General features: G+C 68.9%; 20 protein-coding genes. 13 read left to right on the forward strand and 7 right to left on the reverse strand.

What is annotated here, in order from left to right:
• Positions 1–10: 10 nt before the first annotated feature.
• A complete protein-coding gene (locus EV380_RS15130) occupies positions 11–1045 on the reverse strand; it encodes a LacI family DNA-binding transcriptional regulator (RefSeq protein WP_242607650.1) in 1035 nt (344 codons plus the stop codon).
• Between the two features lie 165 nt (positions 1046–1210).
• On the opposite strand from EV380_RS15130, the gene EV380_RS15135 reads away from it, so the two are divergent.
• The 10 genes from EV380_RS15135 to EV380_RS15180 all read left to right on the forward strand — a co-directional run bounded on the left by EV380_RS15135 (position 1211) and on the right by EV380_RS15180 (position 9480).
• Positions 1211–2128: a carbohydrate ABC transporter permease gene (locus EV380_RS15135; protein WP_165392002.1), complete on the forward strand. Its 918-nt coding sequence runs from the start codon at positions 1211–1213 to the stop codon at positions 2126–2128.
• Between the two features lie 2 nt (positions 2129–2130).
• The gene (locus EV380_RS15140; RefSeq protein ID WP_102157868.1) at positions 2131–3036 is read left to right on the forward strand and encodes a carbohydrate ABC transporter permease; all 906 of its coding nucleotides are present in this window, start codon (positions 2131–2133) and stop codon (positions 3034–3036) included.
• Positions 3037–3080: 44 nt separating this feature from the next.
• A complete protein-coding gene (locus tag EV380_RS15145; RefSeq protein ID WP_130451808.1) occupies positions 3081–4391 on the forward strand; it encodes an ABC transporter substrate-binding protein in 1311 nt (436 codons plus the stop codon).
• A gap of 98 nt (positions 4392–4489) precedes the next feature.
• Positions 4490–6550, forward strand: coding sequence for a beta-galactosidase (locus tag EV380_RS15150; RefSeq protein WP_130451809.1), 2061 nt, complete (start codon positions 4490–4492; stop codon positions 6548–6550).
• A gap of 58 nt (positions 6551–6608) precedes the next feature.
• Positions 6609–7148: an Asp23/Gls24 family envelope stress response protein gene (locus tag EV380_RS15155; RefSeq protein WP_242607651.1), complete on the forward strand. Its 540-nt coding sequence runs from the start codon at positions 6609–6611 to the stop codon at positions 7146–7148.
• The gene (locus EV380_RS15160; protein ID WP_423219034.1) at positions 7145–7351 is read left to right on the forward strand and encodes a hypothetical protein; all 207 of its coding nucleotides are present in this window, start codon (positions 7145–7147) and stop codon (positions 7349–7351) included. Before EV380_RS15155 ends, EV380_RS15160 begins: the two co-directional genes overlap by 4 nt.
• Positions 7348–7704, forward strand: coding sequence for a hypothetical protein (locus EV380_RS15165; protein ID WP_130451810.1), 357 nt, complete (start codon positions 7348–7350; stop codon positions 7702–7704). Before EV380_RS15160 ends, EV380_RS15165 begins: the two co-directional genes overlap by 4 nt.
• Complete coding sequence (locus EV380_RS15170) at positions 7701–8300, forward strand: hypothetical protein (protein WP_102157873.1); 600 nt, start codon at positions 7701–7703, stop codon at positions 8298–8300. Before EV380_RS15165 ends, EV380_RS15170 begins: the two co-directional genes overlap by 4 nt.
• Positions 8301–8313: 13 nt before the next feature.
• Complete coding sequence (locus EV380_RS15175) at positions 8314–8976, forward strand: hypothetical protein (protein ID WP_130451811.1); 663 nt, start codon at positions 8314–8316, stop codon at positions 8974–8976.
• 30 nt (positions 8977–9006) lie between these two features.
• The gene (locus EV380_RS15180) at positions 9007–9480 is read left to right on the forward strand and encodes a hypothetical protein (RefSeq protein WP_130451812.1); all 474 of its coding nucleotides are present in this window, start codon (positions 9007–9009) and stop codon (positions 9478–9480) included.
• On the opposite strand, the gene EV380_RS15185 is transcribed toward EV380_RS15180, so the two are convergent.
• The 4 genes from EV380_RS15185 to EV380_RS15200 form a co-directional block, all read right to left on the reverse strand.
• Positions 9470–11251 (reverse strand): glycoside hydrolase family 13 protein, encoded by a 1782-nt coding sequence (locus tag EV380_RS15185; RefSeq protein ID WP_130451813.1) that lies wholly within the window; start codon positions 11249–11251, stop codon positions 9470–9472. The genes EV380_RS15180 and EV380_RS15185 overlap by 11 nt on opposite strands.
• A 200-nt stretch (positions 11252–11451) precedes the next feature.
• Positions 11452–11976 (reverse strand): hypothetical protein, encoded by a 525-nt coding sequence (locus tag EV380_RS15190; protein WP_130451814.1) that lies wholly within the window; start codon positions 11974–11976, stop codon positions 11452–11454.
• 201 nt (positions 11977–12177) lie between these two features.
• On the reverse strand, positions 12178–13044 hold the full coding sequence (locus tag EV380_RS15195; RefSeq protein ID WP_130451815.1) for a DUF8083 family protein: 867 nt from the start codon (positions 13042–13044) through the stop codon (positions 12178–12180).
• A gap of 2 nt (positions 13045–13046) precedes the next feature.
• Positions 13047–13850 (reverse strand): exodeoxyribonuclease III, encoded by an 804-nt coding sequence (locus EV380_RS15200; RefSeq protein WP_130451816.1) that lies wholly within the window; start codon positions 13848–13850, stop codon positions 13047–13049.
• 156 nt (positions 13851–14006) lie between these two features.
• Between EV380_RS15200 and EV380_RS15205 the strand changes: the two genes are divergently transcribed.
• The 3 genes from EV380_RS15205 to EV380_RS15215 are packed head-to-tail and all read left to right on the forward strand — an operon-like array spanning position 14007 to position 16086.
• On the forward strand, positions 14007–14381 hold the full coding sequence (locus EV380_RS15205; RefSeq protein ID WP_102157880.1) for a GntR family transcriptional regulator: 375 nt from the start codon (positions 14007–14009) through the stop codon (positions 14379–14381).
• A complete protein-coding gene (locus EV380_RS15210) occupies positions 14378–15325 on the forward strand; it encodes an ATP-binding cassette domain-containing protein (protein ID WP_130451817.1) in 948 nt (315 codons plus the stop codon). The genes EV380_RS15205 and EV380_RS15210 overlap by 4 nt, the downstream gene beginning before the upstream one ends.
• Entirely contained in the window at positions 15322–16086 is a 765-nt protein-coding gene (locus EV380_RS15215) for a hypothetical protein (RefSeq protein WP_130451818.1), read from the forward strand. Before EV380_RS15210 ends, EV380_RS15215 begins: the two co-directional genes overlap by 4 nt.
• Before the next feature lie 134 nt (positions 16087–16220).
• On the opposite strand, the gene EV380_RS15220 is transcribed toward EV380_RS15215, so the two are convergent.
• Together EV380_RS15220 and EV380_RS15225 are read right to left on the reverse strand one after the other, a co-directional pair.
• The gene (locus EV380_RS15220; RefSeq protein ID WP_130451819.1) at positions 16221–16874 is read right to left on the reverse strand and encodes a response regulator; all 654 of its coding nucleotides are present in this window, start codon (positions 16872–16874) and stop codon (positions 16221–16223) included.
• Positions 16862–18085 carry a sensor histidine kinase gene (locus EV380_RS15225; RefSeq protein ID WP_130451820.1) on the reverse strand — a complete coding sequence of 408 codons (1224 nt, stop codon included), beginning with the start codon at positions 18083–18085 and terminating at the stop codon, positions 16862–16864. Before EV380_RS15225 ends, EV380_RS15220 begins: the two co-directional genes overlap by 13 nt.
• Positions 18086–18115 lie beyond the last annotated feature (30 nt).

Raw genomic sequence — 18115 nt, forward strand, 5'->3', positions numbered from 1 at the left:
GTCGAGGACGTCAGTCCCGCGGCGGGGCCGTGCTCTCGCGGAGGACCAGGCGGGTGGGCACCAGCGAGGTGCCCGGCGGGTGCTCGCCCGTGCGCAGGTGGTCGAGTACGCGCTGCACGCAGCGGCGGCCGACCTCGGCGAAGTCCTGATGCACGGTGGTCAGGGGGGGCGAGTACGAGGCGGAGTCCGCGGTGTCGTCGAAGCCCACGACGCTCACGTCGCGCGGCACGTCTCGCCCGGCCTCGCGCAGGGCGCGGTAGAGGCCCAGCGCCATCTGGTCGTTGGCGCAGAAGACGGCCGTGCAGTCGGCGCGCCGGGCGAGCTCCTGCCCGGCGGTGTATCCGGATTCGCCGCTCCAGTCCCCGCGGAGCGGTCCGGGGACCTCGCGGCCGGCCGCCTCGAGGGTCTCCCGCCACGCCCTCGTCCGCCGTTCCGCGGCGAATGAATCCTCCGGGCCGGCCAGATGCCAGACGGTCCGGTGGCCCAGGTCCAGCAGGTGCCGAGTCGCGCGCTGCGCACCGTCGGCCTGATCGGTGTCCACCACCGTGTAGGCGTCACCCGCGTCGGAATCGACGACGACGACGGTCGGAACGCCGCGCGGCAGCGTCACCTTGGCTCGATCCAGAAGGTGGACCTCCATGATGGCGATGACTGCGTCGACGGCGAGCTCCTCGAGCCGCGTGAACGCCTTCTCGACGCCGCCGTGGGTCGGGGGCCCGACCGGGATGAGGGTGACCGCGTATCCGGCCTCGGCCGCGGAGGTGGAGATGGCCTCGATGGTCCGGAAGTTCCCCATCGGGGCGAGGGAGAAGGTGATGACGCCGATCGTGCGGAAGGAGCCGAGCTTGAGCGCCCGGGCCGCACTGTTGGGCCGGTAGCCCAATTCGTCCATGGCCGCGAGGACGGCAGTGCGGGTTTGCGGCAGAACGCCCTCGTAGCCGTTGGAGACCCGGGATACCGTCTGCGATGAGACGCCCGCGAGCTGCGCCACGTCGGCCATGGAGACGTGGCGATTCCGGCGGTTTGCAGGGGGTCCCGAAGTCATGGGCTCCAGCGTACCCGGGGTGGAAAACAGTTGCGCAGGTCACATCCATGCGTATGATGTTTACGTAAACATGCGTCTCGGTCTTCGGTCGAGGCGAACTCCCGCTCCAGAATCCGAAAGGACCACGGCTTGAGCGCGACATCAACACAGGAACCCGTCGACACGGTGCCTCCCGGCTCTCCGACTTCGGATCCCGGTGCGCTTCCGCGGGCCAGGGCCACCAGAGGGCGCTGGACCGGGTGGTGGTTTCTCGGCCCGTTCATGCTGGTCTTCGTCCTGGTCTTCATCGCGCCGGTCGTCTACTCCGTGTACCTGAGTCTTTTCCACACGCAGATGGTCGGCGGGACCACGTTCGTCGGGTTCGACAACTACGCCCGGGCGTTCACCGACGGCGCGTTCTGGGCGGGGCTGATCCGCGTCGGCCTGTTCCTGCTTATCCAGGTGCCGATCATGCTCGCGATCTCCCTGCTCGTGGCGCTCGCGGTCGACAGCGGACGCCTCTATGGCCGCGACTTCTTCCGTATTTCGATCTTCATGCCCTACGCGGTGCCGGCGGTGGTCGCCAGCCTGATGTGGGGATTCATGTACGGCACCCGCTTCGGGCTCGTGGGCAACCTGAACGACTTCTTCGGCTGGAACCTGCCGAACCTGCTGAGCCCCGATCTCGTGCTGCTGTCGATCGGCAACATCGTGACGTGGGAGTTCGTCGGCTACAACATGCTCATCTTCTACGCGGCGCTGCGCGTCGTCCCGGCCTCGCTCTACGAGGCGGCGGCCATCGACGGCGCGGGCCAGTGGCGGGTCGTCGCGGCGATCAAGATCCCCGCCATCCGCGGCGCCCTCGTCGTGGCGACGATCTTCTCCATCATCGGCAGCTTCCAGCTGTTCAACGAGCCGGCCATCCTGCAGTCGCTGGCCCCGAACGCGATCTCGTCGTCGTTCACTCCCAATCTCTACGCCTACTCGCTGTCCTTCGCGGGGCAGCAGCAGAACTACTCGGCCACGATCGCGATCATCATGGGCGTCGTCACGATGATCGTCGCCTACGTGGTCCAGCTGCGCGGCATGAACAAGGAGGCCTGATCATGGTCGCGACTCCGACCCTCCGAGTCCCGGCACCTCGGCGCAGCCGGCTTTCCACTCCGTCGAACCCCCGCCGCAGCCCGCTGCTGACAGTCTTGACGGGCGTCGTCTTGCTGTACTCGCTCGTGCCGCTGTTCTGGCTGCTGATCAACTCGACCAAGAACCAGCGGGACCTCTTCTCCACGTTCGGGCTGTGGTTCGGCAGCGAGTTCTCCCTGTTCGAGAACATCGGCCGCGCCCTGACCTACGACGACGGCATCTTCGTCCGCTGGCTCGGGAACACCGTGCTGTACGTCGTCGCCGGCGCGGGAGGGGCGACCCTGCTCGCGGTGCTCGGCGGCTACGCGCTCGCCAAATTCGACTTCCCCGGCAAGAAGGCGGTCTTCGCCGTCGTGATCGGTGCCGTCGCGGTGCCGGGGACTGCGCTGGCAGTTCCGACGTTCTGGATGTTCAGCGCCATGGAGCTGACCGATACGCCGTGGTCCGTGATCATCCCGTCGCTGATTTCGCCGTTCGGCCTGTACCTGATGTGGACGTTCGCGAATCAGGCCATCCCGGGGGACCTCATGGAGGCCGCCCGGATCGACGGGGCCAGCGAGTTCCGGACCTTCTGGCAGGTCTGCCTGCCACTGCTGGCCCCGGGCACCGTGACCGTCCTGCTGTTCACGATGGTCGCCACCTGGAACAACTACTTCCTGCCGCTGATCATGCTGCGGGACCCGGACTGGTACCCGCTCACGCTGGGGCTGAACCAGTGGAACTCGCAGGCCGGCACTGCCGGCGGCGAGGCCATCTTCGACCTGGTCCTGACCGGATCCCTGTTGACGATCATCCCGCTCGTCATCGCCTTCCTGTTCCTGCAGCGCTTCTGGCAGTCCGGTCTGGCCGCCGGCGGCGTCAAGGAATGACCCACCACCTACGCGATCCACCCTTTCAACGAGGAGAGAACACCATGATCCACTCACCCAGCCCCCGCCGTCGCTGGGCCGCCGGTCTGTCCGTCGCCGCCGTCGCAGCCCTCGCCCTGTCCGCCTGTTCCGGCGGCGCGGACCCGGACGAGGCGGCTGCCGAGGGCGGCGAACTCACCGTCTGGGCCTGGGACCCGACGATCGAATACGTCGCCGAGGCCTACGAGGACGCCAATCCCGAGGTGAGCGTCGAGGTTGTCAACGTCGGTACGGGAAACGACCACTACACCGCGCTGCAGAACGCGGCCAGCGCCGGCAGCGGCGGGCCCGATCTCGCCCAGGTGGAGTATCAGGCGACCACCCAGTTCATCCTCGGCGAGGCTCTGGCCGATCTGACGGAGTTCGGCGCCGGCGACCTCGCCGACGAGTTCGCTCCCGGGCCGTGGGCCGGCGTCAGCTCGGACGAGGCCGTCTACGGGCTGCCGCTCGATTCGGGTCCCATGGCGCTGTTCTACAACGAGGCCGTGTTCGACGAGCACGGCATCGAGGTGCCCGAAACCTGGGACGACTATCTCGAGGCTGCGCGCGATCTGCAGGAGGCCGACCCCGACGTCTACCTCACCAACGACACCGGCGACGCCGGCCTGACGACCTCCATCATGTGGCAGGCCGGGGGCCATCCGTTCACGGTGGACGGCACCAGCGTCGGCATCGACTTCGGCGACGAGGGCTCGCAGCGGTTCGGTGAGGTGTGGCAGCCGATGATCGACGAGCAACTCCTCGCGCCGATCAGCTCCTGGAGCGACGAGTGGTACCAAGGCCTCGGCGACGGCACCATCGCCTCTCTGGTGATCGGTGCCTGGATGCCCGGGAACCTCGAGGGCGGCGTCCCGGACGCCGCAGGCGACTGGCGCGTCGCGCCGATGCCCCAGTGGGACGACGCCGGCTTCGCCACCGCCGAGCAGGGCGGAAGCGGCATGTCGGTCATGTCCGGCAGCGATCATCAGGCTCTCGCCTACGACTTCCTGGAGTTCGCCGCCGTCGGCGGCGGCAAGGACCTGCGCGTCGACGACGGCGTCTTCCCGGCGACGACCGCCGATCTCGAGGACCCGCAGTTCGTGGAGCGCGAATACGAGTACTTCGGCGGACAGCAGATCAACCAGGTCCTCTCGGAGTCGTCCGCGGCCGTCGTTGACGGCTGGGACTACCTGCCGTACCAGGTCTACGCGAACACGGTGTTCAACGACTCGGTCGGTCAGGCCTTCGTCAGCGGCACCACGCTGGAGGAGGGGCTCGCCGGCTGGCAGGACACTCTCCGGGCCTACGGCGAGGACCAGGGCTTCACGATCGAATAACGCACGCTCCGCGGATCGTCTCCGGTGACAACCCGGGGACGATCCGCGCCCCCATTCACCCGGCACCGAACCGGGCCCCACCACAAGGAGAACACTCCATGACCAACCGCTGGCTGCGCCGACCTGCAGGCGCCCCGGATCGCCTGTCCTACGGGGCCGACTACAACCCCGAGCAGTGGCCGCGCGAGATCTGGCGCGAGGACGTGCGGCTCATGCGGGAGGCGAATGTCGACGTCGTCAGCCTCGCGATCTTCTCGTGGGCCCGGATCCGCCCCGACGAGGACACGTGGGATTTCGCGTGGCTCGACGAGATCATGGACCTGCTGCACGCCCACGGGATCGGCGTGGACCTGGCGACCGCCACCGCGTCGCCGCCGCCGTGGCTGGCCATGAAGCACCCGGAGACCCTGCCCGTGACCGCCGAGGGCCGCACCCTCTGGCAGGGCGGGCGCCAGCACTGGCGTCCGACCTCACCCGTCTTCCGCCGCTACGCGCTCGAGCTCGTCGAGGCGATCGCCCGCCGCTACGCCGATCACCCCGCGCTCGTCGCCTGGCACGTGAACAACGAGCTGGGCTGCCACAACGCCTACGACTACTCCGACGACGCCGCATCCGCCTTCCGCCTCTGGCTGCGGAACCGCTATGGAAACGTCGACGCGCTGAACCACGCGTGGGGCACGGACTTCTGGTCCCAGCGCTACAGCGACTTCGAGCACGTCCTGCCGCCGCGGGAGGCCGCGTCCTACCCGAACCCGACGCAGCAGCTGGACTTCGCCCGCTTCAGCTCCGACGCCCTGCGCGAGTACTTCGTCGCCGAGCGCGACGTCCTGCGCCGCTTCACCCCCGACGTGCCCGTCACCACCAACTTCATGGTCATGGGGGAGACCAACTTCGCGGACTACGCCACGTTCGCCCGCGAGGTCGATTTCGTCTCCAACGACCACTACCGCCAGCCCGTGGCGGACTCCCGCGACGAGCTGTCCTTCTCCGCGGCCTGGGTCTCCGGTCTCGCCGCCGGCGAGCCCTGGTTCCTCATGGAGAACTCGACGAGCGCGGTGAACTGGCAGCCCGTGAACCGCCCCAAGCGCCCCGGCGAGCTGGCGCGGGACTCGCTGGCCCACGTCGCGCACGGAGCGGACGCCGTCTGCTATTTCCAGTGGCGCCAGTCCGCCGCCGGTGCGGAGAAGTACCACTCGGCCATGGTGCCGCACGCCGGCGAGGACAGCCGGCTGTTCCGCGACGTCGTCGCCCTCGGCGCCCGCCTGGGCGAACTGTCCCCGGTGGCCGGCAGCCGGCGCGCCCCGGCGCGGGTCGCGATCCTGGTCGACTGGACCTCATGGCGGGCCAGCGAGCTCGATTCCCACCCCACCGACCGACTGCGCTACCGCGACGAGGCATTCGCGTGGTGGCGCGCGCTCGTCGACGCCGGCGTGCGCGCCGACGTCGTGCACGCCGGGCAGGAGATCGGCGGGTTCGACGTCGTCATCGCCCCCGTGCTCTACAGCGTTCCGGACGCGTTGGCCAAGACGCTCGCGGCGTACGTCGCCGGCGGTGGCCACCTGGTCACCACGTACTTCTCGGGGATCGTCGACGAGAACGACCGGGTCCTGCTCGGCGGGTATCCGGGCGCGCTGCGCGAGGTGCTCGGCATCCGGGTCGAGGAGTTCCGGCCGTTGCACGCGGGGGAGACGGTGGCGCTCGGCGGTGTCGATGGCGCGGCGGCAGAGGTCTCCGGCGCCGGCGACCTGTGGAGTGAGATCGTCGACGTCACGGGCGAGGGTGTGCAGGTCCTCGCGCGATTCGAGGACAACGACGAGCTCGCCGGGCTGCCAGCGGTGACCCGAAGGTCCCACGGCCCGGACGCCGGCTCGGCCAGCTATGTGGCCACGCGGCTGGACCCCCGGGCCCGGGCGGGTGCGCTGGAGGTGCTGCTCGGCGCGGCCGGCGTCGCTTCCGAGCTGCCCGAACCGCTGCGCGGTCGCGTCGAGATGACCGTTCGGCGCTGCCCGGATGCCGACTTCGCCTTCCTGATCAACCGCACCGACGAGGAGCTGCCGCTGCAGGGAATCGATGGCGAGGTCCTCGGCGGCGCGGGAGCGCCCGGGGCTCGCGGCACGCTCGCCCCGCGGGAGGTGGCGGTACTGGTGCAACGGCGGTGAGGCGGCGGTAGGCTGAGAGCGTCTCACGTGAGGTGAGACGCAGCATGTTTTGAAAGGCATGGCAGCAATGGACTCCGAGCAGCATCCGCCCCGGGCCCCCGGCCCGGTGGACGGCGCGCCTCCAGCAGGTCAGACCGTCCCGTCGCCGCCTGCCCAGGCTCCGCAGATCGGTGGAGCCACGCAGGTCTCCGAAGCCGCTGTTGCCCGGGTCGCCGCCGCGGCCGCCCGGTCGGTCGAGGGCGTGCACTCGCTCGGCACCGGCGCGGGACGGGCCCTCGGGGCGCTGCGCGGGCGCGTTTCGGGCGGGACCAGCGAGTCCACCGTCGGGGTGGGCGCGGAAGTCGGCCGCGAGGAGGTCGCCGTCGACCTCACGCTCGTCGCCGAGTACGGCCGGCCGCTGCACGCGATCGCGGACGACGTCCGTGCCGCCGTCTTCCGCTCGGTGGAGGAGCTCACTGGCCTGCGCGTCATCGAGGTCAACGTCGAGATCGGCGACGTTCACGTCGCCGTCGACAGCGCGCCGGGCCCGGCGACCGAGGCCCTCCCGACCACTTCGCGACCGGCGGAGTCGACTACACCGGATGGAGAACGCGCGTGAACTACATGCAACTTTCCCCCGTCGCCCTGAGCCTGCTGATCGCGGCGGCCCTCGGCTGGGCTGCGCTGGAGCACGGCGCCGCCGGGTTCATGCTCATGGGCGTCTTCCTGGCGATCGGGCTGGTCATCGGCCGCTTGGCCGACGGGCGCATCGACGCCCGCAAATTCTGGGACCTGCTGACGGGACGGCGGTCGTCCTCGTGACAGCCCCCGCCCAGCTGCCCGGACACACGCGCGTCACCACGCAAGCGCTCGCGAGCGCCGCCCGGGTCATCGCCGCTGAACTTTTCGCCGTTCCCGCGGCCCGCATCCACGTGGATCTCGACGACGACTACGGCGACCTGTCCATTGCGCTGAGCCTGCCGCTGCCGCTGACGCCGCCGGCGTCGACTCCGGGCATGAGTGTGTGGGACCGCGCGGTGACCGTGCGCGACGCGGTCCGGCAACGGTTCGTGCACGTCACGGGGTCGCAGGTGAGCCGTGTCGACGTCCGTGTGACCGGCGTCGTCATCGACGGCGTAGCCGACGGCCGCGGTGCCGGACGGAGGGTCGCATGAGTCGGCTCAGGACCCGCGACGGCGATCGCGAACGTTACTTCATCCAGCGCCGGCAGACGCATTCCGCGAGATCGTTCGCCTCGATCCTCGCCGCCGTGCTCGTGGCGCTGATCTGCCTCTACCTCATGTTCGAGGCCGCAGTGAAGTCCATCGGCCAGGACGTGTGGATCAAATCCCCGGAGCAATGGTGGGCGTGGCTTGCGGCGCTGCCGCACGAGGCCAGCCGTGGACTGGTCGGCGCGGGCTCTCTGGTGGTGCTGCTGCTCGGGTTGTATTTTCTCTTCCAAGGACTGCTGCCCGGCCGCAAGGCGCGTCGGGCGATCGAGATTGACCGGGCGATCGTCATCGTCGACCACGAGGTCCTGGCCGCGACCCTCGCCCGCCGTGCCCGCACCGAGGCGAACGTCAGCCCCGAGCAGGTGGTCGTCGCCGTCGCGCACGGACACGTCGACGTCCAGGTGCGGCCGACGTCGGGCATTCCTGTCGACGCGGAGGCGATCAGCGCGGCCGTCGCGGACGAGCTCGCGGAGAACCTCATCGACCCCGTTCCGCCCGTGACCGTCCGCGTCGCCGACACCGGCGTCGTCGGACAGTAGAAGGAGCGCCGCTATGAACCAGACACCCCGCGGACTGAACCGGACCCTCCTGATCGTGATCGGGACGCTCTTCACTCTCGCCGGCCTGCACGGCCTGCTGCTGCTCTCCTTTCCGGCGTACGCCGACGGCTGGCATCGGGTCGCCGGGGACGTGCACCGCGCCGTGGAGTCCGTCCTCACCGCCACGACCCTGCCCGGCCAGCGGGACTCGTGGCTGTGGATCGTCATCGCGCTCGTGATGATCGCCATCGTGCTGCTCATGGCCGGGTGGATCGCGGTGCAGGGGCGCGGGCGCACGGGCATCTTCGCCCGCGGGCAGGACCCGGCCGAGGCGCACGACGTCGGTACGCCCGGCACGGTCTCGATCAGCGCCGCCGCGCCCGAGCAGGTCATGAAGGCCGCACTGGCCGGCCGCAGCGACCTGGTGTCGGTGTCGGTGACGACGTGGGAGCCGGTCGCGTTCGGGAGGAACGATGAGCCGACGTGGCGGGGGGACGGGGCCGGCCTGCAGATCAAGGTCCAGCCCCGGCTCGGGGCCGGGCCGCGGCGGATCGCCGAGGACATCGCCGAGTCGGTGCGGCGGATGGACGCCGCCCTGGGGCAGCAGGGGCCGGTCGTCATTCACCTGGCCTCGGGGGCGCGAACGCGCATGTCACGGGCCGAACGGGTGCGCTGACCCACACTGCCGTTCCGGTAGGGTCAACGCATGCCTGAAGAGACGACGTATCCCGTCCGGACCGACGCAGGTCGGGGCGGCCTGCTCGCCGTGGCCGGTGTGGTGCTGCTGCTCGCGCCCGCGTGGTTCCTGCTGAACGTTTTCTTCGCCGTGCAGGCGGACCCCGCCGCTGAATCGAACGCGCCTGCGTGGATGCTGGTCGTGCCGGCCATGGTCCTGTCGTTGCTCGGCCTCGTCGTGGCGGTTTTCGGCGTGCGGCGGGTCGCCTCCAGCCGCCTCTCGGCGATCGTGCAGACGTGCTGCTACGCGGTCCCGGTGGCGATCGTCGTCGTCGGGTGCCTCGTCGACCTCCACGCGACCTACGTGGCCGAGTACGACGGCGGCTTCGGCGGCCTCGTGATCGTCTACGCCGGCTGCGTCCTCCAGGCGGTGCTCGCGGTCGTGGCCTTCACGACCGCCACCTACGTCTACGCCGCCGCCCGGAGGCCGCGCGTCAGGCCGTGAGCCAGACCGCCGCGTTGGGCGCCAAGGTCTCCGCGTCGCCGTCGCTCGAGAGCGCCGACTCTTCGCTGACCACCAGGACGCCCGCCCCGGCGGGCAAACGGAACGGTTCACCCGAGAGGTTCGCGACGACGTGCACCTTGGCGTTGCGGTAGGCGAGGATCCCGAGGTCGGGGTCGTTGAGGTCCGTCCACTCGACGGAACCGGTGCCGAGGCCGAGCTGCGAACGCAGCGCGATGGACTGCCGGTAGAGCTCGTACGTGGAGCCGGCGACGTCGACCTGCTGGTCCGCGGCGTAGCGCGCGAAGCTCTCGGGCTGCGGCAGCCACGGCCCGCCGTCCGGGTTGTCGACCGAGAAGCCGTAGCCGTCGGCGTCCGCTTCCCACGGCATCGGGACGCGGCAGCCGTCGCGGCCGCGTTCGGCGCCGTTCGTGCGGAAGAAGCTCGGGTCCTGGCGCAGCTCGTCGGGCAGGGTGGTGTGCTCCGGCAGGCCCAGCTCGTCGCCCTGGTAGACGTAGGCCGAGCCGGGCAGGCCGAACATGATGAGCGACGCCGCGCGGCCGCGGGCGAGCCCCAGCTCCTCGTCGGGCTGCTCGTCGCCGGCCGCGATGCCCTTCGGGAACGACGTCGGGTCGGAGAGCCCGTAGCGGCTGCTGTGGCGGACGGTGTCGTGGTTGGAGAGCACCCAGGTGGCGGGGGCGTTCACGGCCGCGGCCTCGTTCAGGGTCTCCACGACGTTCGCGTGGATGCGGGACGCGTCCCAGCCGGCGAGCAGGAAGCCGAAGTTGAAGGCCTGCTGCATCTCGTCGTCGCGCACGTAACGGAAGATCCGGCTCATGGGCTCGACCCAGGCCTCGGCGACCATCATCCGGTCGCCGTCATAATCCTTCAGGACCCGGTGCCATGCCCGGTAGATGTCGTGCACGCCCTCCTGGTCGAAGTACGGGGGAGTGTTCTCGCCGGACGGGGCCATGTTGCCCTCTGTGTTCCCCTCTGCACCCGATTCGCCGTCGAAGTGGTCCCCGGCGACTTCCTCGTTCTCGTTGCCGGCCACCATGGCGACCTTCGCCGACCAGTCCGGCAGTCCCTCGGCCTTGACCATGCCGTGGGCGACGTCCACGCGGAAGCCGTCGACGCCGCGGTCCAGCCAGAAGCGCAGGACGTCCTCCATCTCGGCGCGGACCTCCGGATTCTCCCAGTTGAGGTCGGGCTGCTTGGTGTCGAAGAGGTGGAGGTACCACTGGCCCGGGGCGCCGTTGTCCTCGACGCGCGTCCAGGCGGGCCCGCCGAAGATCGACTGCCAGTTGTTCGGGGGCTCTTCGCCGTTCTCGCCCTTGCCCTCGCGGAAGATGTAGCGGTCGCGCTCGAGCGAGCCCGGGGCGGCGATCAGTGCGGACTTGAACCACTCGTGCTCGTCGGAGGTGTGGTTCGGAACGAGATCGACGATGATCTTCAGACCCAAGTCGTGGGCCTCATGCAGCATCTCGTCGAAGTCGGCGAGCGTGCCGAAGCGCGGGTCGACGTCGCGGTAGTCGGCGACGTCGTACCCGGCGTCGGCCTGCGGGGATGTGTAGAAAGGCGAGAGCCACACGGCGTTCACGCCGAGCTCGGCCAGGTAGTTCAGCCGCTCGGTCACGCCGATGAGGTCGCCCATCCCGTCGCCGTTTCCGTCGGCGAAGGAGCGCGGGTAGACCTGGTAGATGACGGCATCGGACCACCAGGAGGAGTCGGGGTTCGCGGCTTCGGCTGGGCTGGCTGCGGGCACGGAAGTCATGGTGTTTCCCCTCGCGTCAATAGTGTGATTCGCGCAACTGCTTGCGGCTGCCGCCAGTCTAGTTGGAACGCGCGTGCTGATGCATCCGAGATGTCGGAACCGTGTTCCGCCTGGACTTCCAGAATCCACTGAGCGGAAGTCGACGAGAAGGAGCGTGCCGAAGCACGCGACGCCTTCGATCACGGGCTAGAAATTGAGCCTTAGAAGTAGGACGACGTCTGGACTACATAGAGCAAGCTAACAAGTATTGTCAGGATGGCCGCTATGTAAAGCGAAATTCGCCATACTCGCCTCGGTTTGACCCATCTGATGAAGGCGCCGGTTGGAGTAAGTGCCAGGAAGCCGACAATCAGAAAGTAGAACCAATACCCACCAATACCGAAGTCATTTCTGAAGACAAACAAGTCGATCAGGAGTGCGGGCACGAATACATAAATACCGATCGCACACTGAGCGATCATGTAAACTATCGTATTCACGTTGCTACGCATCATGAGTCGCGAAAGAGGTAACTGAACGACAGCGGAGTAGGCGAGCATCAATGGAAGGCCCTGAGCGGAGAGGAAAAATGTCTCCCAGGCGGCCTCAAGTGGAGAAAATGACCCACCGTAGACTCCGGACTCGAAAGTGAGAAATAGGGAGCCTCCGTAGGTGAAAATGGCGACGATGGCCATGACGTCAAGGAATCGGGCCTTCTCTACTTTATTGGCCTGGTGGTCGACCATATATCACCTCGCGCTACTAGTAGCTCAAAATCCTACCCTGGGAGTCGATATCTGAGACTCCTAAAATTAAGCAAATGAAAACCTTGTTCTCTCGGCGGAGAAAAGTTCTCCACACGACACCCCCAAAAGAGATGCTGAACCTTGCGTGCGCCTCGTGGGCAGGCGCTGGCTGGCGGAAGACCGTGGCGCGGTGATCCGGGTCTAATTCGAACGTGCATGCTGGCGCACCCGGACCCAGCGGTTGGTCAGGCGGCGGTAGGCCGCGGCCGCGCCGAGCATGTCCCCGTCGCCGAGCGAATCGATGCCGATGCGCAGGTCCTGCGGCGACTCGTCCGGCCAGACGTAGTCGGCGAGGAGGCCGTAGTCGAGTTCCACGATGGAGTCCTCGTGGAAGCTCCCGAGCCAGTCGCCCAGGGAGGTGAGCTCGTCGAGGATGTCGAGCTCGGGGGCGTTGATGGCCAGCGATGCCGCAGCGACCCGCGCGCGCTCGAGCACCTGCACGGCGGGCGCGGCGAGCCGCACGCTGAGCAGCGAGTGCGCGTCCTCGTCGATCTCCAGGTGGTCGTCCTCGCGCAGCGCCACGAACCAGGCCAGCGGCACGCCCCAGACGGACGTGCGGGTATGCAGGTGGGCGACGTCAGCGGCGAACCGGTCGGGGTCGGTGCGCTCGGCGTTCGCCGTCCGGGATGCCTCCGGCATCACCATGGCGAGCACCTGCGGGCGCATGAGGTCGTCGAGGCGTTCGGCGGAGATGGTCGCGCGGGTCTGCAGCTGGTCCGGGCAGAAATAGGGTGCGGTCACGCCGTCGGGGCCCGGGTAGTGCAGGACCCGGTACTGCTCGACGCCGGAGGAGGGGAACGGGTCGGAGATCTCGCGCATGATGCGTTTGAGCGCCTCCTCGGCGAGCAGCCGCTCGAGTTCCGCGCGCGGTGTGCTCCGCTGCTGGGAGATCAGTCGCTGCGCGTCGTCGTCGTACGCCCGCAGCGGTTCGAACACGCGGAGGTGCGCCGCCGGCGGCAGGCGCCGCCGCGCGGACACCGTCTCGTGTTCCTGTCCCCCGTCCGTCATCCTCAGCCCAGCTCCACCACGACGGGGGCGTGGTCGGAGGCGCCCTTGCCCTTGCGTTCCTCGCGGTCGATGTACGCGTCGCTCACGCGCTCGGCGAGGGCGGGGGAGGCGAGGACGAAGTCGATGCGCATGCCCTCGCGCTTGGGGAAGCGGAGCTTGGTGTAGTCCCAGTAGGTGTAGACGCCCGGGCCCGGGGTGCGGGGGCGGACGACGTCGACGAAGCCGGTGTCGAGGAAGGCCTGGAAGGCCGCGCGCTCGGGTGCGGAGACGTGGGTGAGGCCGTTGTCGACGAAATAGCCGATGTCCCAGACGTCGTCGTCCTCCGGTGCGATGTTCCAGTCGCCCATGAGCGCGATCTGGGCGCCCGGATTCTCCTGAAGCCAGCCCGCGGCCTGCCGGTTCAGGGTGTCGAGCCAGGAGAGCTTGTAGGGCATGTGCTCGTCGTCGAGGGCGCGGCCGTTCGGGACGTACAGGCTCCATACGCGGACGCCGCCGCACGTCGCGGCGATCGCGCGCGGTTCCTGGATCGGGTCCTTGCCGCCCTTGCCGAAGGCGGGCTGGTCCACGAAGGTGCGCTCGACGTCGTCGAGGCCGACGCGGGAGGCGATCGCGACGCCGTTCCACTGGTTCACGCCGAAGTGCGCGACCTCGTAACCGTTGAGCTCGAACAGCTCCCAGGGGAAGTTGTCGTCCTTGCACTTGGTCTCCTGGATGGCCAGGACGTCGGCGTCGGTCCGGCGCAGCCAGTTTTCGACACGGTCGGCGCGGGCGCGCAGCGAGTTCACATTCCACGTAGCAATCAACACGGCACCAACCTATCAACACCTTCGGTCGTCGGGATGTGTCGGTGTCGTGCGCCGCTCCGTCCGGCGAATAGGGGTTGACGGATCGGTTGGTTGGTGGTTTGGTTAATTACATGAGTAATGAACCTAGCAACCGAATCGGGAAAGGGGCTGGCCGGCATGGATGACTCACGGCCGATCTTCCTGCAGGTTGCCGAGCGCATCGAGGCCGGCGTCCTCGACGGGACCTACGCGGAGGAAGCCCAGGTCCCCTCGACCAATGAATTCGCCGCATTCATGCGCATCAACCCAGCAACCGCAGGAAAGGGCATCAACCGGCTCGTCGAGTCGGGTGTCCTCTACAAGAAACGAGGGATCGGCATGTTCGTCGCCCAGGGCGCACGCGCTCAGCTGCTCGAAGCGCGGCGCGAGAGTTTCGCCGAACAGTACATCGAGCCGCTGCTGCAAGCGGCTGCACACCTGGACCTCGGCTCCGACGAACTGGTCGGAATGATCCGGGAAGCCGCACAACAGACGACGGGAGATCCGCGATGAGCACCACGAATGTCGTTCAGGTCGCGGGCCTGAACAAGAGTTACGGCAAGACGAACGTCCTCGAAAGCCTCGACTTCAACATCGAGGAGAACACGATCACCGGCCTGCTCGGGCGCAACGGCGCCGGCAAGACGACGATCATGTCGATCCTCGCCGGCCAGGAGCCCAGAAGCGGCGGACGCGTCAGCGTCTTCGGCGCCGACCCCTTCGAGAACGCCGACGTGCTGGCGAACATGTGCTTCGTCCGCGAATCCCAGAAGTACCCGGAGGACTTCAAGACCTCGCACGTGCTCAAGACGGGCCCCTGGTTCTTCGAGAACTGGGACGCCGCCCTCGCCGACGAACTCGTCGAGGTCTTCCGGCTGCCGGTCACCACGCGCATCAAGAAGCTCTCGCGCGGGCAGCTCTCGGCGGTCGCGATCATCGTCGGCATGGCCTCCCGCGCCCCGCTGACGATCTTCGACGAGCCGTACCTCGGTCTCGATGCCACCGCGCGCGGCCTGTTCTACGACTACCTGCTGCGAGACTCCATGAAGCATCCGCGCACCATCCTCATGTCCACCCACCTCATCGACGAGGTCTCCAACCTCCTCGAGAAGGTCGTCGTGATCGACCGCGGCCGCAAGGTGCTCGACATGGGGGTCGACGAGGCCCGCGATGCCGCCTTCACCGTGGCCGGCGGCGCCCAGGCGATCGAGTCCGTCGTGCACGACCGGAAGGTCCTGCGCACGCAGACGCTCGGCGGGCTGGCGTCCGTCACGGTCGACGGCGCCGCCGACGCCGACATCCGCGCCCGCGCCGCTGCACACGGCGTCGAGATCGGCTCGGTCGGTCTGCAGGACCTCGTCTCCGCGTACGGCCTGATCGACGATCCGGCCGCCGCGGCCATCACGGGCGCACCGCCCGCCCGCCACCACGCCGCCACAGAGGAGGTCACGCGATGAGCACCGCCGCCATCCACACCGAAACACCGGCCCGCCGCCGCACGGGGTCGCTGTCCAAGATCGTCCGCCTGCACTTCGTCGACCGTTCCCGCATGATCGACGCGCCGCTGCTGATCATGGCCGGAGTCGCCGTGCTCATCGTCGCGGTCATGCTCGTCTTGGAGGGATTCACGGACGTCCCCCGCACCGAATTGTCCGAGGGCTTCCGCTACAACCAGGCCGCGCTCTGGTGCCTCAGCGGTTACATCATGAACGTCGGCGTCATGGCGTACGCGCGCACCATGCCGTACGCGATGGGCCTCGGCGCCACCCGCCGCCAGTACTTCTGGGGCACCACGGCCGCCCTCACGCTCGAGGCCGTCATCATCGCCGCGATGATGACCACGTTCCTGTTCTTCGAGAAGATCACGGGGCACTGGTTCACGGGTGCGCGCATGTTCGACACGTTCCTGACCGGCGACGGCGACTACGTGAGCCTGTTCGTCATCGGCTTCGGCATCTCGCTCGCGATGCTGCTGTTCGGCAGCTTCTTCGCCTCGGTCTACATGCGCTGGAGCTCCGCGGGAGTCATCGGCTCGATCGCCGTGATCGTCGTACTCGCCCTCGCCGCCGTCGCCGCGGTGCTCGCCCTGGAACTCGACGTGGCCGCAGCGTTCGCGACGTTCCCGTTCGGCAAGATCGCCGGCATCCTGGTGCTGGTCTCGGCCCTCGCCGCGCTCGCCTCGTGGGGAGTCATGCGGAAGGCGCCGGTCGGCCGCTGACGCGGCACCAGCGTAAGGAACGACGACGGCGCCCGCCACGCGCCGTCGTCGTTCTGGGCGGTCCGTCGCGCGATCCGTCGCTTAGAACGCCGACACGGCGAGGGGCTATGGCACCGGGATGGGCCGGGCGCGGGTCAGCGCGACTCGATCACGCGGATCGCGAGCTGAAGCCGGCTGTCGACCCCGAGCTTGGCGAAGATGCGCGCGAGGTGCGTCTTGACAGTGGGAAGCGAGAGGAACAGGGCTCGGGCGATCTCGGTGTTGGAGAGACCCCGCGCCACGCCCTCGGCGACCTCGCGCTCGCGGTCGCTGAGCCCGGCGAGGACGGACTCTCCCGTGATCCTGCGGCCGTGCCGCGTCGCCACCGCGACCAGCCGATCGAGCACCACGGGCGAAACGGCCGTCTGACCGGCTGCGGCCTGTTCGACGGCGGCGACCAGATCACGCGGCGGCGTGTCCTTGAGCAGGAATCCGCAGGCCCCGGCCTCGAGAGCGTCGAGGATGAACTCGTCCGTCTCGAAGGCCGTGAGCATGAGCACCCGGGGCGGGGACGCGGCGGCCGCCAGCCTGCGGGTCGCCTCGATCCCGTCGATTCCGGGCATGCGGATGTCCATGAGGACGACGTCGGGGGCGAGCCGGTGCGCCTGGGCGATCGCTTCGGCGCCGTCGGACGCCTCGCCGACGATCCGGAGGCCGTCGGTGCGGTCGAGAATCAGGCGGAGGCCCGCCCGTACGAGGTTTTCGTCGTCTGCGAGCAGGACTCGGACCGGCGCGTTCACTTCAGCCATGGCAGCTCCGCATCCACAGTGAATCGGTCGCCGCTGCAGTCGACGTGCAACCGGCCGCCGAGCAGTTCGACACGCTCGCGCAGACCGATCAGGCCGAACCCAGGGTCGGCCCCACCGGCCCGCGCCGCGGCCACACCGTTGCCGGCCGACACGCGGATCCCGTGTGCTGGCCCACCGGCCAGGGTCAACCGGACCGGCTGGCCCGGCGCGTGTTTGCGTGCGTTCGTCAGGCACTCCTGCACGATCCGGTAGAGCGCGCGGATCGTGACGTCCGACGGCTGATGTGCGGACGCGCCGGCGAGGCCGTCGTCGTCGGTGAGCTCCACGGGCGTGCCCGCCGAGCGCGCGGCGGAGACCAGCTCCCCGATCGCCGCCAAGGTGGGCTGCGGAGTGGTCCCGGCGTCCTGTTCGCGCAGGACCGTGAGTACGGAGCGCAGTTCCTGCGACGCGCTGCGGGCGGTCTGCTGGATGACGTCCGAGGTCCGCCGGATGGTCTCCGCGTCCAGATCCCGCCGGTATTCCAGGGCGCCGGCGTGCAGAGAGATCAGGCTCAGCTGGTGGGCGAGGCCGTCGTGCATCTCCCGGGCGATTCGGGTGCGCTCGGCGGCGCGCGCCCGCTCGGCGTGGGCCTCGCGTTCGCGCCGCGCGCTGACCGCCTCCTGCCGCAGGGATCGGATCAACGACCGGCGGGACCGCCGTCCCCAACCGATGAGACCCGTGATTCCGAGGACCGCGGCCATGATCGCCGCGAACTCCCAGAAGCGCAGCGTCTCTGTCGACGGGTCGACGACGAAGGTGTAGAACCACCCCGCTGCGAAGCACAGCGCGGCCGCGAGCGGGAACCAGAGTCGGGGCCTGCGGGCGGCGAAAGACCCGACGACGATTAGGGCCGCCGGGGAGGCCATGGTGGACACGGCGCTTGCCGCCACCACGATCAGGCCCGGGACGAGCGCCGTCATCGGGTGGGGCCGGGGACTCTCGTCGTCGAGGGGAAGAAGCGCGAGGGCGAGCAGCCCGAGCGCGGTGAGCCCCGCGAGGACGTCCACCGCGAAGAGGAGGAAGAGCCGCCCCGATTCGGCCGCGGGCAGGGCGTCGGGATCCTCCGGCAGGAGCATCCCCCAGAACACCAGGGAGAGCACGCCGCCGATGACGAGCGCGACGGCCACGGTCATCGCGATGCGCCAGCCGGGGCGTCGGATCCAGGTCAGCATCCGTTCAGTCTATGGAGGCCCGGCGCCCGG

It is taken from the genome of Zhihengliuella halotolerans, from assembly GCF_004217565.1.
GTDB lineage: Bacteria > Actinomycetota > Actinomycetes > Actinomycetales > Micrococcaceae > Zhihengliuella > Zhihengliuella halotolerans.